We start from the raw sequence: 13,432 nt of genomic DNA, 5'->3' as shown, positions 1-13,432 counted from the left end.
GGTCAATATGATTTAATCCACCTTTTTAATTAATATTTTGTGATGTGTGAATAAATAATAAAAAGAAATAATAATACCTTATTTATTGATATAAAAGCGTAATAAAACTAATATTATGTAAATTAATGTGAATAAGAAATGTTAAATTATGTATTTGCTGACAATAGCAAGAGAGGCTATCAGAAGGGAAATGAGTACGAATAATGGCTTTGAGATGGTTTGTATGTTCCTGCCTTGCTTACTTGCCATTGGGTGATCACCCTGGGCAGTTTTCAGTAAAGCTTGGTCAACTCGTTCTGTAAGAGATCCTGTTCCTGCTTTAAATGAAGAGGAGAGCAGATTGAAATATCCCAGGGTCAAGGGAATGTAGGCAGTAGTTCTTCCCTGTAGGTTGGGATTGCTTGCACTGATGCATTGACTTGCGCTGAGCAGACAAATGAGGCGAAGAGCCTTTATCATGGCAATGTTGAGTGCTCCTTGCGTGACAGCCACTGAACCAACGGAGAGAAGAACTTTTCCGTTTGGTTCAAAGAGACTCAGAATCAGCATGGAGATGACAAGCATTACCGGTGGGACCATCAGTATCCTTCTGTGGGCAAAATGTTGCAGAAGGTACATCAATACGGTTATAAGGACCAATATGATTAAGTTATCCACGAATAGAATAGAAACAATGCAGGCTAGGGAGGCCAGTGCTACTGTTCCGTTATGTTCCCTCTCTTCCATGAGCGGTAGAGAGAGTTCCAGGGTATCTTGTTTCAGTAGAGAGGGGATAGTTCCTTTCTCCTGGTAAATATATGCCAGGATCCCGAGTACCAGACTACTCGCCAGCCCTATTGAGAGCATGAGGGGAGCTGCAACCCAGATGGCTTTTCCATAGGCAACCAGGGAAGCCACTTCAAGTTGTGACAGGTTGCTGGCAAAGGCCCCTGCCAGGCTACATCCGATAACGGATATTTTATCCTTGAACAGGTTTTTCAGAACTTTCATCATAATGCCACTGGAGAGTGTTCCTGCAAGCGATATAAGTATAAGGTAAGAAAAGAGGGTCCCGCTGACAAAACCTTGTCCGATTGACTTGAGTATCAGCAGGATGAAAAACTGCTTGAAGGTGAAATAATCCAGGCAAACAAGCAAGGGAAGATTTGCCAGACCCAATTTTAGGAATGGCAGAGGTTTGGGAATAAGATATTCGAGGGTTGCACAGAGCAGGGTCGAGGCAGCGACAAAGGCTATCTTGCGTTCAATTCGAGACATCGTCAACCTCCACGTCTTGATCAGGGGCTGATACAATTGTCAGTAGAATCTCATTGGGCAAGCAAGCAATCCATCCGTTTCCCTTTGAGATGGGGGTTTGGTGGGTACAACTTTTTGTCGGGCAGGGAGAATCGACGATTCTGGCTTTTCCTTCAGAAATTTCGATTTCGGTTTCCCCCAGGGGGCCTTGTACGTGGAAATGAGCATCCTTGTCCAAGGCATAACGGTAGGTTCCCCCCGGACTCTCGACTTGCAGGTAGCCTCCGCTTTTGGCTGGATGTTTTGCAAAGAGCAGAAACAGTGAGGACAGGCAGAAGAAAAATATAATTGCATCTACGACAAGGGTTGGAGGTCTTTGTTTCACTGAAGTAGTGTATCGTGCCAAGAATTCGTTTGCAACAAGGAAAAGATTGTTGGTTGATATCGGTTTTGGGTGAATAGATTGGAAAGGAAGTGTTTCTCAGTGAATAGGAGGTGCTTTGTTTGACATGATTAACACACTGTGATTATTATTAATAGGTAGTGTGTGGTAAATGTGTAGTAATATGTTGAGTACTGGCTGAGTATTGCCAGAATACCAAAGGTGTGGTGACGTTACAAATATGAAACTGATATATATTGTTGATGATTCACAAAGCGATCGCGAGGGGATGAAGCAGTACCTGGAATTATCAGGGTATGAGGTGCAGGCTTTTGAGGATTTGCATGGAGTTCAGGTGGCGATTGCCAAGCAGGTTCCTGATTTGCTTTTGCAAGATGTCAATCTTCCCGATGGGGATGGTTTTTCCTATATAAAGAAATTGAAGCAAAATTATATCTTTCCTGTCATTTTTGTATCTGCTAGGACAGCGGAAAGTGACAGAATCCTCGGTTTTGAATTGGGAGCCGACGATTATATATGCAAACCTTTTTCTTCCAAGGAACTGGTGCTCAGGGTCCATGCGCTGTTCAGGCGTATTGACATGAGTGTTTCCGCTTTTCGCAGCGGTTCTTCCTGGTTGCTCGGGAATTCCATCATGCAACTTGATGAGGTTTCCCATTTATTTTCCATTGATGGAAAACAGGTTCCCCTTACTGCCGCTGAATGGCGTATAATGAGCTATCTTGTGAGCAACAGTGGTATACTGATTACCCGATCCCAGATTCTGGAGCATTGCTTCGATTATAGCTTTGAATCGTACGATCGTATCGTTGATACCCACGTGAAGAATATGAGAGCAAAGATGGGGCCCCTTGGTTCCCAATGGATCGAGACTGTTCGCGGATATGGATATCGATTTGCCGGGCATAGTACCGCATCTCATTCCATAGCTGACGATCAGGAATAGGGGATACTTTATGATTGGACCTACCGATACTGTCAGCTTGATTTATGTCGTTGAAGATCATGATATGATTCGCGAAGGGGTCAAGCAGTACTTGGAACTCTCTGGTTACAAGGTCCAGGGGTTTTCTACCTTACAAGCAGCCAGGGAAGGTTTTTCCCGAATAGTTCCTACCCTCCTTATCCAGGACGTGATGCTTCCTGATGGGGATGGTTTTTCCTTTGTCAAGCAAATTAAGGCCCAGTATGATTGTCCAGTCATTTTCATGACAGCCAGAACGGACGAAAGTGACAGGATTATGGGATTCGAGTTGGGCGCCGATGATTATATATCCAAACCTTTTTCACCGAAGGAATTGGTTTTAAGGGTACAGGCAGTAATTCGTCGGTTTAATCATGCAAAGGAAAAACCACAGGAAGAAGGGTTGCTCTATAGCGGGAATCATGTGCTCTTATTCGATACGGTCGAACATCGTCTTTTGGTAGACCATGTTGATGTTGTCTTTACCGCTGCCGAATGGAGAATCCTGGGGTATCTCATACAGAATTCCCATCATTTGGTTTCTCGATCCCAGATTCTTGAACAATGTTTTGACTATAGTTTTGATTCGTATGAAAGGATTGTCGATACGCATATAAAGAATATTCGTTCCAAGCTCGGGGAAGCCCAATGGATTGAGACAGTCAGGGGGTATGGTTATCGGTTTATCGGATACCGAAAAGAAAGTGTGGTGGAATGAGGAAACAATTCTTTCGATTATTTTTTGGATTTGTATTTATTGTGGCAGTTTTCTTGGTTATTCAGATAGTCGTCTTTTTTTACAATGGAGAACAGCAACGGAAGCAGTGGACAACTTCAGTTTTTCAGAATTACCTTGAGGTCTTTTCAAGTAAATTGGAGTCGCAAATGCCCTCCAGTGGTTGGTCCATTGCAAATATAGCTCAGGTTTTAGTCAATTCCGCCGATGATAGGGTAAGTGGATTGTATCTTAGGAATCCTGATGGTTCGGTTGCTATTGCTTTTGGGAAAACCCGTCGAGGTAATGTCCTTTCCCAAAATCCCATGGGTTTCAAGTTTCCTCCCGAGATGTTTGTCCATGATCCTTCAGAATATTTTGGACAGCTTGTTCCCACGAACCAAATGGTCGACAAGGATGGGTTTGTCTCAGTAAAGCAACAGTCCGAGGTGTATTCACTCAAGATTATCAACCATGATGGGCAAGTTTCGACTATGAAAACTAAACAGAAAAAACAAAAGACCGAAACTATTCTGTTGCCCTCCGAGGTTAAGTCCAATGATATTGCCGGAAGTCTGAATGTTATTTATAATAATCAATCAATTTGTACAATCGATGTCCTGACGTACACACCTTTTACCTATAAGAATACCAGTAGATTGCTTTATGGGTTGTTGGGGCCATTCTTGTGGTCCATTCCCTTGGCGTTTCTCATTGCTTTGGTTATGGCAGCTTCAATATCCAAAACGGGGGAAAAGTATACCCGTGGGATTGAGGATGCCTTGGAACGTCTTAGTAAAGGGGAGAATGGAGTATCGCTGCCGACTACGAAAATTGATGAACAATTGGTTATCAACAAATCTATTGCACAACTCGATGAAACCCTGCAAAAAAACAGGGTGAGCCAACAAGTATGGTTGAGAAGCATCAGCCATGATCTCAATACTCCTGTTACTTCAATGAAGTTGATGCTTGATGGCATCGCCGATGGTGTATTCCCCCTCAACGAAAAATCCTTTGCGTTGGTCAAGAAAGAGAACGATGAACTCTCGGATAGGATTGCCTCGGTGGTTCTCTATGCAAATCTACAGAATCCCGATGCCTCGGCTACTATCAGAAATTTTGACTGTGCGGAATTTATTGAGGCAACCATGGAGCGTTTTCCTGTTTTGCAGAAAGGAAGGGTCATTGTTCACCCTTCGATTTCTTCAATGCAAGGCGATGCTACCTTGCTTCAGCAGGCAGCATATGCTTTGCTCGATAATGCATTGAAAGCAGGAAAGGGCAATGTTACCTGGGAACTTGGTGAGAATACTATGTCTTTTTCCAACGTAGGCACCCTTGCCGAGGGTGTCGATTTCTTTGAACCCTGGGCAAGGGGAGATCAAGGGCGTAGCACAGGGGGAAGTGGTCTTGGTTTGCCTATTGTCTTTCAGATCATGAGACTTCATGGTGGACAGGCTACAATCAAGCAAAGTGGAGAGCTGGTGGTTGCCACTCTTATATGGTAAGGCTTAGAAGGGTATTGCCTTCGAAATCCAGGATTGTGAAAGTCTTGTCTTTATATAACATATAACTATTCGGCCAGCCACCCTTTGGAATGGAAACCGATCCGGGGTTGAGGAAAACGAATCCGTTTTCCTTTTTTGCCACTGGTATGTGTGTATGTCCATTGATCAGTATATCCCCTTGCTTGAGAGGCGGAAGGTTATCCTGGTTGTAATGATGCCCATGAGTCAAGTAAATCATCCTTCCTTCCAGCTCTTCCAGAAAGAGTGTGCTGTAATCGGCAAGGACAGGAAACTCCAATACCATTTGATCGACTTCTGCCTCGCAATTTCCTTTCACACAAAGAATTGAATCTCTATACATATTTAGTAGCGCATATGTTTTTTTTGGGTTATACTCTAGTGGAAGGTCATTTCTGGGCCCATGATAAAGAATATCGCCAAGGAGGAATAAACGCGAAGCACCACTTGTTTGATAGACATCCATGAGTTTATGCGTAAAGAAGGCACTTCCATGAATGTCTGAGGCTATAAGGTATATCATAATTATATGATAATAGAATCGGTTGAGGATAGCAATGATATTGACAGAATATCTTATAATGTCGGTGTAACCTTCTCGTTAGCTTCATAATTAGTTTGATTACTCACATGAAACACACAAAACACTTATATGTTCACAGTTACTTTAAATACTTTATGGTTTGCTCACATTAATACACGATTCTGTCAAGATTCGTCCATTCTACTTACAAAGTGCATCGACATACTGATGTTACAAATTAACTCTCACGCAAAAAATGGAGATTTACGTCATGAAGAAAAAGTTTGTATTGATTCTGGCTCTGGCGCTTGTAGGATCGATGGCTTTCGCTGCATTCAATTTCAGCGGAGAAGCTGAGGTCGGTTACAAGTTCGATTTGGCAAATGGTGGAGTGTCCACGTATGGGTATGATGCTAACACATCATATTTCGCAATGAATGCCACTACGGATTTTGCAAAGGTTGCTTTCCGGTTAGTCCCTGGCGACAATGATTTCCACTATATGCAAGCCCAGGCTGCAATTTCCTTGTACCTTGACAAAGCACTTGCTGCAAAGGGAGTTGATCTTCCTGTTTCTTTGACCGCTTACATTGGTGACGCATCAAATTCAGGTTTTTATTCATATACTGACCCCAACAGTATTGTTGACGACAGCTATGATGGGTTCAATAAAAACACTCGTACCAATTACCCAATTGGATTTGACGTAGGTTATGCAGGGTATACAGCTCGCACAATGTTTGACATTGTCGGCACCGATGTGAATCCTGTTTTCTCTGTGAAGGGAACTCCTGTTGATGGTGTTAGTTTCGCAGCTTCTTTCCTTGCCGCAAACAAGTACATTGCAGGTTCTGACAGTGAAGTTAATCTTTCTGCCACTGCTGATGTTGCTGCTCTTGCTGGCTTGGATTTCAACCTCAAGGCTTCTGTCTTTACCGTTCTCGGTATGGGTTCCAGCGTAACTGGCGATCCTCTCTTGTTGGCTGCCGTTACTGGTGGAAAAGATGCAATCAATGTATATGCTGAATATAGCTTGAATGCTACTGCAGATAACAACAACAGTGTTGCTGGTTCAAGAGTTTTCGCTGGTGCAAGTTATGCACTTACCGATGTAACTCTTGGTGGTGGTCTTGACTATGAATTCGCCGATACCCTTTTGAGCTACAGTGTGTATGCTAAGTCCACCCTCGGTGGAGTTACCTACAAGGCTGTCCTTGGTGGAAATGCCGATGGTGCTTTGTACATCAAGACACAGGCTTACCTCGCTTTCTAATTTCCTAAAACAGAATCAGCAACCGGTTTTCTGGTTTCTAAATCCTGTTAATATGAGTGGCCCATCATTGATGGGTCACTTTTATATTTGTCAAAATATAAAATAATTGGCTCAGAACAATGAAAAGAGGCAAGGTCAGTGCTTTTAGGTACTGCCAGTGATATCAAACTAATTATCAGAAAGCATTTGAGGATATCCTAACATTTGATGCAGATTGCCTTGTTGAGTCTGTTCAAATGAATTTTCCTGTACATTCATATTAGTTCTCTGCATGGGTTGAGAGGATGTAAGTACCATGATATAGATGATGGTTGTTCTAGATTGCTGTTGCATGTCAGAACTTCTCTGCTGAGTATAGGGGAATTGCCTTTGCATACCTTGATAGGGTGGTCTATTCATTGTTCTTTCATTATTGCCATTGACAGACACTCTTTCGGTTCTTGCTGTTTTTCCTGAGGCATAGGTATCTGGAAATCCAAAAAATTGATTTTCTTGAGAAGGTATCATATTATTCATGGGATTGGTTCCTGTTTGCCTTGATCGCCTGTTTTGAATATCCAAAATAATCTTGTCATGATCTTTGAACATGACTACAAGTTGCCCAATACCGGTAATTTGTAGGTTGGTAGGAGTCTTGTCACCTTTCCAGATGATCTGTTGGCGAGCTCCGTTTTCCAGTCGTATGATGGCGTTGTTTCTCGCTAGGTAAAGGACCCCGTAATCATCAACTGTGAATACTGCAACTGATTGATCTTCCTGTTGTGTTACTTTTACCACGGAAGGAGAGGCAGGGATTCCTGTTGGACTTAAGGGATTCTGTAATTGACTGGTATTTTGATTGATACCATTTCCTGCCCATAGGGCTGTCACTATAAGTCCCATGAATGCAAATGATGCAAGCATACGTTTTTTCATTCTGCTTTTGCTCCTTGTATGTTTAGAAGATATAACACTTTGAGGAAATATATTTCATTTGAAATGAGAGTCCTTACTTCTCCATAATGGTTCATGAGGAATACAATACATCTTGTCCAATACATTGTTTTAGATAAAGAAGTGTGGTGTCTGTGTATAGTTTTTAACTGTTACTGTACAAAAAAAGAAATTCAAGGGTTTCTGTTTCAAGGGTAGGCTGGTAAGGAAATATCATGTATCAAGGCTGTTCTTCCTTTTTTATTAAAGGAAATTGGTTCTGTTTTATGCTTCATTTATATTGTTTTGTAAAAAAAGCAATAATAATAGCAAGGATCCAAATCCTTGGAATATACTAAACATGTGGCATTCTATTTCTCAGGATTCCATGGTTTTCATAAATTCGAAGATTTTCATCTAGGAAGGCATTATGGCACCTCTCATCATTTTTCTGGGTTTCTTTGTATATTCGGTTGCTGTAAGTATGTTTGGAACTCAGGTTGGCGAGATCATGAAGACTTTGTCGATACCTATTTCACAGGCAGGGTCTTTACTGAGCACGCAACAGATGGGTGCCTTCTTGGGAATCGTCCTTTCACCTTTAGTACTTAAGCACTGCAAGGAAAAATCCATCCTTCGGCTTGGCATGGTAGTCATGGGTGCGAGTCTGGTGCTTCTTTTCGTTTTCCCTGCAAGATTCGTTTTGTTTGCAATCTTTGCCTGTTTGGGATTTGGAGGATTTTATGTAGATAGTGGTTCGAATGCCTATCTGGCAAGCCATTTCCCTGAGAAACGAAGTATTTATATCCCTATCTTGCATTTTGTCTATAGTCTTGGAGCCTTATCCTCTGGATATCTGGTGCTTCCGTTCAAAGGAATGAAATGGCATATTGGGTATGCTATTTGTGGTGTATTATTGCTCAGTTTTTTACTTATTGGTATGGAAAATGAGAGACGTGTAGGAAAGCGTCCTGCACAGTCGCAGAAAAAACAGGAAATATTGGAAAAACTTCCGTTCAAGGTGATTCTTGGCGATAAGAGGTTCCTCCTGTATTGCTTGGTGTTGATGTTCTATATGTCCAGCCAGCAAATTAGTGCAAGTTGGCTTCCTCTTTACGTTGAGACGGCATTTCATGCGTCTCCGTCGCTGGTAGCAGCTACCTTGATGAGTTTCTGGATAGGAATTGCGTGCATGCGTTTGGTTTCTCCCTTGTTTCTTTCAAAGGGCATTCCTCCTTTGTTGCTTACCGCAGGTGGAATGTTTCTGTCATTCCTCACCTTGATAATTGCCTTGCTCTCAAAGAATCTTGTTTTTGCCTATATTGCGATAGTTATCAGTGGGTTCGGTTCAGGTGCTACCATTCCGCTTTTCATTGTCACAGCATCTTCCTGGTTTCCTGCAAATACAGCTTTTGTCTCTGTCTTTTATATTCTTAGTGGCACCGTGGGACGAATGATATTCCCTTACCTTGTCGCTCTCTTTGCTGAAACCTATGGCTTGCAATATTCTTTGCTTTCATCCTCCCTACTGTTGTTGCTTGGAAGTCTTTTAGCAATAGTAGTGTATCGAAAAAGAGAGCTGAAGGCAGTCAGGACTTACTGATCACATAGAAATTCAAAAGGCTAAAAATAAAAATTCTATGTGAGGCAAGTCCTGGATACTATTGGTTAATAGTCCGAAAGGGTGCCAAGGTCAAAAGTTTTTCCATTCAATGGTCCCTGCCCGGAACAAACTGCCTTGAGTTTGTTGTTGGTAAGAGAAAAGATGACAGTGATTGTTTGATCGCTTCCTGAAGTTGAACTTACTGGATCTGCATAACTGATATTGTAACCGTAGGTACCGGTAAAGATTCCTTCTAGATAGTTTCCATCGCCATAACAGAAATATGAATCATTACCATCATACCAAGAGATATCAAGCAGTGGACCAGTCATCACACTGATATGTGGTCCGTCTTGATCTCCTATGCCTGCAGGAAAATCCCATTCTCCCAGTATGTCATCATAAGACAGTCCTGTATTTTGGTCACAACTGGCAAAAAGTAGGAGTATGAGCGTAGCGAACAAAGTAATGGAAATTCGTTTAGACATATAAGGCCTCCTGTTCAAAAAACATACAAATATAAGAATAAGTATAAAGTATGTTGGGAGGATTTCAAGGTTTTGTGTTTAACTTGTGGTATATGTGTAGACCCTTGGATATTCCAAGGGTCTACAGGTGTTAGTGGATGTTCTGTTTTTGATCTACTTGAATCTATTGAGTCTCAAGGCATTGGTTACGACACAGACGCTTGACATTGACATGGCGAAGGCTGCAATCATCGGACTGAGTTCAGGACCTCCGAAGAGCGTAAGCAATCCTGTTGCCACAGGAATACCCAGAATGTTGTAGAAGAAGGCCCAGAAGAGATTCTCGTGGATATTACGCATTGTTGCCTTTGAAAGCAGGAATGCCTTTCCTACGTCCTGGAGATTGTTTCGTACCAATACGATGTCTGCTGTTTCACGAGCAACGTCGGTGGCGTTCCCGACAGCAATCCCTATATCTGCCTTGGCGAGTGCAGGAGCATCATTGATACCATCTCCAACCATGGCCACGGCGCCTTTTTTGGCAAACTCAGCGACAGTCTGTTCCTTTTGGCCTGGAAGTTGACCCGCCAAGTATTCATCGATACCAGCCTGTTTGGCTATGGCTTTCGCCGTGCGTTCATTGTCCCCTGTTAGCATTACTGTCTTGATGCCTTGGCTTCGCAACATTTCAATTGCTTGCGCTGTCTCTTTCTTGAGCGTGTCGGCAACGGCGATGATGCCGATGAGTATTCCATCTTTTGCCACGAGTAGGGGAGTCTTGCCCTGGTCAGAGAGGCTAAGCAATTGCTGTTCTGATTCTGAGTCAATTGCGATGCCTGTCATATCCATCATGGCCAGATTTCCAATCTTTACTTGCATTCCATTGACAGAGGCTTCAATTCCTTTGCCTACGGTAGCCTTGAAGTCCTGGGTTTCCAACAACTCGAGGTTTTCCATTTTTGCTTTAGAGACAATTGCCCGGGAGAGTGGATGTTCGCTATTGTTTTCCACACTGGCAGCAAGTTTAAGCAAGAGAATGGGCTCTTCGCCAAGAAGATCGGTTACCACAGGTTTCCCTTCGGTAAGTGTGCCTGTCTTGTCAAACAGTACCGTATGCACTGTCTTCAATTGCTCGATTGCGGCGGCATGCCTGAAGAGTATGCCAAGTTTTGCACCCTTGCCAGAGGAAACCATGATTGCAATGGGTGTTGCAAGCCCCAGGGAGCATGGGCAGGCAATGACCAAGACACTTACGGCTCTTATAATCGCAGTATCAAAAGAGGTTCCTGAAAGGATCCAGGCAAGAAAGGTCAGGACTGATATGCCCATGACCGTGGGAACGAAAACTCCCGAAATTCTGTCTGCGATCCTGGCGATCGGAGCTTTGGATCCTTGAGCCTCTTGCACTAGGCTGATGATATTGGCCAAGGCCGTGTCAGAGCCAACCTTGTTTGCTCTGTATTGCAACATTCCGGTGGTGTTGATCGTAGCCGCATATACATTACTGCCCAAGGTTTTTTCCACAGGGATGCTTTCGCCTGTCAGTAGGGATTCATCAATGGAAGAGGAGCCTGAAAGGACAACTCCGTCAACGGGAAGTTTCTCACCCGGTTTGACCATGACGATATCTCCGACGACTACTTCGGACGCATCAATGGTGACTTGCTCGCCATCACGGAGGATTATAGCCTTGGATGGGGCAAGTTCCATGAGTTTACGAATGGCTTCACTTGTCTTACCCTTGGAAAGGTTTTCCAAGTACCTGCCAAGCATGACAAGGGTTATGATTGTACCTACACCCTCGAAATAGAGGGCATGGGCTGCCATATGGTTTCCCAAGGTAAGTTGTACGATTCCCCAGAGGCTGTATAAGAAGCTTGCAGAGGTTCCTATGGCTACCAAGCTATCCATGTTCGGTTCACCCTTGAAAAGGCTCTTGTAGCCCTTTGTGAAGAAGGCAGAGCCACAAAGCATAGTGCCTATGCTGAGTACAAGTTGTATATAGGCCTGAACGATGGGGGAGAAGGGTACAGCAATGCCAATCATCGGACCCATTGCAAAATAGAGAAGGAAGACAGTGAGAATAGAGGAAATGATCAGCCTGACCTTGAGGTTCTGCAGTTCCTTTGCCTTCTTCTCCATTTTTTCCGCTTCCGTCTCTTTTTCGATAATGGAATAACCGATCCTGTCGACCGCATGTTTGATTTGATCCAGGGTTATCTGGCCTTCATCGAATTTTATCGAGGCTGTCTCGGTGGCAAGATTTACCTGGGCTTCTTCCATTCCCGGGAGTTTGTTCAGTGTCTTTTCCACTGCTGAGCTACAGGAGGCACAAACCATGCCTCCTATGCCGACATGTATTTCTTTCATGTATCCAATACCTCAAAGCCGATCTCACCTATCAAGGATTTGGCTTCGGCTATTGTTGTTTCTTGAGAATGTTTGATAACGACTTTTCCTGATTTTGCATCAGCTTTCGCATCCTTGATATCTTTAATGCCCTTGAGGGCTTTGACCATTCTATTCTCACAACCATCACAATGCATTCCTGTTGTCATGATTTCAGTTTTCATAGCTTGAGTTCTCCTTGCTTATAACATACTAAATTACTAGGTCTTAGACTAGTGATTTTCTTTTTTCAAGAAGACCCTAGACAGACTGTAAAAAATTAGGTATTATCCTTTTTGTCGCATCGCGAACAACGGGCGGTTAACTCAGTGGGAGAGTGCCACCTTGACATGGTGGAAGTCGTTGGTTCAAACCCAATATCGCCCATAAGGCAACTATTTACAATATAAGTAATTAGTTGCCTTTCTTTTTATGATAATCAGTATCAATAGGGCTGTGATAGAAAATTTGATAGTAAACTATTGGAATCATTTTCCCGAATTCAATATGCTTGAATCGAGAGGTGAAATGATGTTTTCCCAGAAATTCTATATCGTAACCTAAGTTCCGAAATCTAAACTATAAAAGCTCAACTCAGAATTCTGTGGGATTTATATCGTAGGTAGAATCTCCTGCTGGTTTTCATGATTTTCTGGTGGTCCATCCACGTCAGGGTATATCTTGGGCAGTTCTTCTCTGATAATACCACAGGTACGGGTAAGGTTTTTTTTCTCTAAGATGTCATTTTTGGGATGTCGTTTTAGGGTTTGTCCCCAAAACGACATTGAAAAAGGGTTTAGAACTCTACGTACCGTTCCTTTTTTGCTCCACAGACTGGGCAATGTTCAGGAGCTTCGTCAAGTATGGTATGTCCACATACAGGGCAGATGAAGATTCTCTTCAATTCCATATCATGACCGGCTCGAGCGGCATCCTGAGCTTGCTTGAACAATTTGACATGAATCTTTTCCGCTTCCAATGAAAAATGGAATGAACGTTTCGCATCCGATTCATTCTGGAATTCAGCGGTATTCAGATACACGGGATACATCTGGTCGACTTCATGGGCCTCTCCGTTGATTGCTCCCTGCAGATTGTCTACGGTTTTTCCTACACCGAATATACCGCCACCGGTAACTGATGCATCTGCGGTAGTCCCGTCAATTGCCCTGAAATGATTTCCGGCATGAACACTCTCAGCATAGGCGATAGCGGTGAACAACCTTGCGATATTAGGAAAGCCTTCCTTCTTTGCCATATCACTCCAGATCAGATAACGCATGTGGGCCATGCTTTCTCCGCTGTAGGCCGAGTGTAGAAATTCAGATGTCATTGCATTCTTGACAGCCATAAATAGACCTCCTGTAAATAATATATAGGGCTTATAGAAACAAATCCTATATGACAACGATACTCCTG

General features: G+C 43.0%; 13 protein-coding genes and 1 tRNA gene. 6 read left to right on the top strand and 8 right to left on the bottom strand.

Annotation, left to right across the window (positions count from 1 at the left end; translation table 11 throughout):
• Positions 1 to 141 precede the first annotated feature (141 nt).
• Both ACHZBG_RS01460 and ACHZBG_RS01455 read right to left on the bottom strand, forming a co-directional pair.
• The gene (locus ACHZBG_RS01460; protein WP_320127660.1) at positions 142 to 1,257 is read right to left on the bottom strand and encodes a Gx transporter family protein; all 1,116 of its coding nucleotides are present in this window, start codon (positions 1,255 to 1,257) and stop codon (positions 142 to 144) included.
• On the bottom strand, positions 1,244 to 1,621 hold the full coding sequence (locus tag ACHZBG_RS01455) for a NusG domain II-containing protein (protein WP_320127659.1): 378 nt from the start codon (positions 1,619 to 1,621) through the stop codon (positions 1,244 to 1,246). The genes ACHZBG_RS01460 and ACHZBG_RS01455 overlap by 14 nt, the downstream gene beginning before the upstream one ends.
• 238 nt (positions 1,622 to 1,859) lie before the next feature.
• Between ACHZBG_RS01455 and ACHZBG_RS01450 the strand changes: the two genes are divergently transcribed.
• The 3 genes from ACHZBG_RS01450 (at position 1,860) to ACHZBG_RS01440 (ending at position 4,829) form a co-directional block, all read left to right on the top strand.
• Positions 1,860 to 2,585: a response regulator transcription factor gene (locus tag ACHZBG_RS01450; RefSeq protein ID WP_320127658.1), complete on the top strand. Its 726-nt coding sequence runs from the start codon at positions 1,860 to 1,862 to the stop codon at positions 2,583 to 2,585.
• 10 nt (positions 2,586 to 2,595) lie between these two features.
• Positions 2,596 to 3,321: a response regulator transcription factor gene (locus tag ACHZBG_RS01445; RefSeq protein WP_320127657.1), complete on the top strand. Its 726-nt coding sequence runs from the start codon at positions 2,596 to 2,598 to the stop codon at positions 3,319 to 3,321.
• Between the two features lie 167 nt (positions 3,322 to 3,488).
• Positions 3,489 to 4,829 carry a HAMP domain-containing sensor histidine kinase gene (locus ACHZBG_RS01440; RefSeq protein ID WP_320127656.1) on the top strand — a complete coding sequence of 447 codons (1,341 nt, stop codon included), beginning with the start codon at positions 3,489 to 3,491 and terminating at the stop codon, positions 4,827 to 4,829.
• Here ACHZBG_RS01440 and yfcE read toward each other — a convergent pair.
• The gene (gene yfcE / locus ACHZBG_RS01435) at positions 4,819 to 5,370 is read right to left on the bottom strand and encodes a phosphodiesterase (RefSeq protein ID WP_320127655.1); all 552 of its coding nucleotides are present in this window, start codon (positions 5,368 to 5,370) and stop codon (positions 4,819 to 4,821) included. The genes ACHZBG_RS01440 and yfcE overlap by 11 nt on opposite strands.
• Positions 5,371 to 5,641: 271 nt before the next feature.
• Here yfcE and ACHZBG_RS01430 point away from each other — a divergent pair, with 271 nt between their 5' ends.
• Entirely contained in the window at positions 5,642 to 6,643 is a 1,002-nt protein-coding gene (locus ACHZBG_RS01430) for a hypothetical protein (RefSeq protein ID WP_320127654.1), read from the top strand.
• 168 nt (positions 6,644 to 6,811) lie between these two features.
• Here the strand turns inward: ACHZBG_RS01430 and ACHZBG_RS01425 are convergent, their stop codons facing one another.
• Complete coding sequence (locus tag ACHZBG_RS01425) at positions 6,812 to 7,558, bottom strand: hypothetical protein (RefSeq protein WP_320127653.1); 747 nt, start codon at positions 7,556 to 7,558, stop codon at positions 6,812 to 6,814.
• Positions 7,559 to 7,985: 427 nt separating this feature from the next.
• Here ACHZBG_RS01425 and ACHZBG_RS01420 point away from each other — a divergent pair, with 427 nt between their 5' ends.
• Positions 7,986 to 9,158: an MFS transporter gene (locus tag ACHZBG_RS01420; protein ID WP_320127652.1), complete on the top strand. Its 1,173-nt coding sequence runs from the start codon at positions 7,986 to 7,988 to the stop codon at positions 9,156 to 9,158.
• A 65-nt stretch (positions 9,159 to 9,223) separates the two neighbouring features.
• Here the strand turns inward: ACHZBG_RS01420 and ACHZBG_RS01415 are convergent, their stop codons facing one another.
• From ACHZBG_RS01415 to ACHZBG_RS01405, 3 genes are all read right to left on the bottom strand, one after another.
• Complete coding sequence (locus ACHZBG_RS01415; RefSeq protein ID WP_320127651.1) at positions 9,224 to 9,646, bottom strand: hypothetical protein; 423 nt, start codon at positions 9,644 to 9,646, stop codon at positions 9,224 to 9,226.
• A 153-nt stretch (positions 9,647 to 9,799) separates the two neighbouring features.
• Entirely contained in the window at positions 9,800 to 11,995 is a 2,196-nt protein-coding gene (locus ACHZBG_RS01410) for a heavy metal translocating P-type ATPase (protein ID WP_320127650.1), read from the bottom strand.
• Positions 11,992 to 12,198, bottom strand: coding sequence for a heavy metal-associated domain-containing protein (locus ACHZBG_RS01405; RefSeq protein ID WP_320127649.1), 207 nt, complete (start codon positions 12,196 to 12,198; stop codon positions 11,992 to 11,994). Before ACHZBG_RS01405 ends, ACHZBG_RS01410 begins: the two co-directional genes overlap by 4 nt.
• Positions 12,199 to 12,328: 130 nt before the next feature.
• Between ACHZBG_RS01405 and ACHZBG_RS01400 the strand changes: the two genes are divergently transcribed.
• A tRNA-Val gene (locus ACHZBG_RS01400) sits at positions 12,329 to 12,400 on the top strand.
• A gap of 409 nt (positions 12,401 to 12,809) precedes the next feature.
• On the opposite strand, the gene ACHZBG_RS01395 is transcribed toward ACHZBG_RS01400, so the two are convergent.
• The gene (locus ACHZBG_RS01395) at positions 12,810 to 13,364 is read right to left on the bottom strand and encodes a rubrerythrin family protein (protein WP_320127648.1); all 555 of its coding nucleotides are present in this window, start codon (positions 13,362 to 13,364) and stop codon (positions 12,810 to 12,812) included.
• Between the last annotated feature and the right edge of the window lie 68 nt (positions 13,365 to 13,432).

The sequence above is a fragment of the uncultured Sphaerochaeta sp. genome, assembly GCF_963676625.2.
In the GTDB taxonomy this organism is placed as follows: Bacteria; Spirochaetota; Spirochaetia; order Sphaerochaetales; family Sphaerochaetaceae; genus Sphaerochaeta.
This window is presented reverse-complemented; position numbering and strand designations above follow the sequence as displayed.

Bases quoted from the DNA above. Each gene is read 5' to 3' on its own strand.
- ACHZBG_RS01440 (WP_320127656.1), top strand. From the start codon at position 3,489: ATGCCCTCCAGTGGTTGGTCCATTGCAAATATAGCTCAGGTTTTAGTC.
- ACHZBG_RS01445 (WP_320127657.1), top strand. From the start codon at position 2,596: ATGATTGGACCTACCGATACTGTCAGCTTGATTTATGTCGTTGAAGAT.
- ACHZBG_RS01415 (WP_320127651.1), bottom strand. From the start codon at position 9,646: ATGTCTAAACGAATTTCCATTACTTTGTTCGCTACGCTCATACTCCTA.
- ACHZBG_RS01450 (WP_320127658.1), top strand. From the start codon at position 1,860: ATGAAACTGATATATATTGTTGATGATTCACAAAGCGATCGCGAGGGG.
- ACHZBG_RS01430 (WP_320127654.1), top strand. From the start codon at position 5,642: ATGAAGAAAAAGTTTGTATTGATTCTGGCTCTGGCGCTTGTAGGATCG.
- ACHZBG_RS01410 (WP_320127650.1), bottom strand. From the start codon at position 11,995: ATGAAAGAAATACATGTCGGCATAGGAGGCATGGTTTGTGCCTCCTGT.
- ACHZBG_RS01395 (WP_320127648.1), bottom strand. From the start codon at position 13,364: ATGGCTGTCAAGAATGCAATGACATCTGAATTTCTACACTCGGCCTAC.
- ACHZBG_RS01420 (WP_320127652.1), top strand. From the start codon at position 7,986: ATGGCACCTCTCATCATTTTTCTGGGTTTCTTTGTATATTCGGTTGCT.
- yfcE (WP_320127655.1), bottom strand. From the start codon at position 5,370: ATGATATACCTTATAGCCTCAGACATTCATGGAAGTGCCTTCTTTACG.
- ACHZBG_RS01460 (WP_320127660.1), bottom strand. From the start codon at position 1,257: ATGTCTCGAATTGAACGCAAGATAGCCTTTGTCGCTGCCTCGACCCTG.
- ACHZBG_RS01425 (WP_320127653.1), bottom strand. From the start codon at position 7,558: ATGAAAAAACGTATGCTTGCATCATTTGCATTCATGGGACTTATAGTG.
- ACHZBG_RS01405 (WP_320127649.1), bottom strand. From the start codon at position 12,198: ATGAAAACTGAAATCATGACAACAGGAATGCATTGTGATGGTTGTGAG.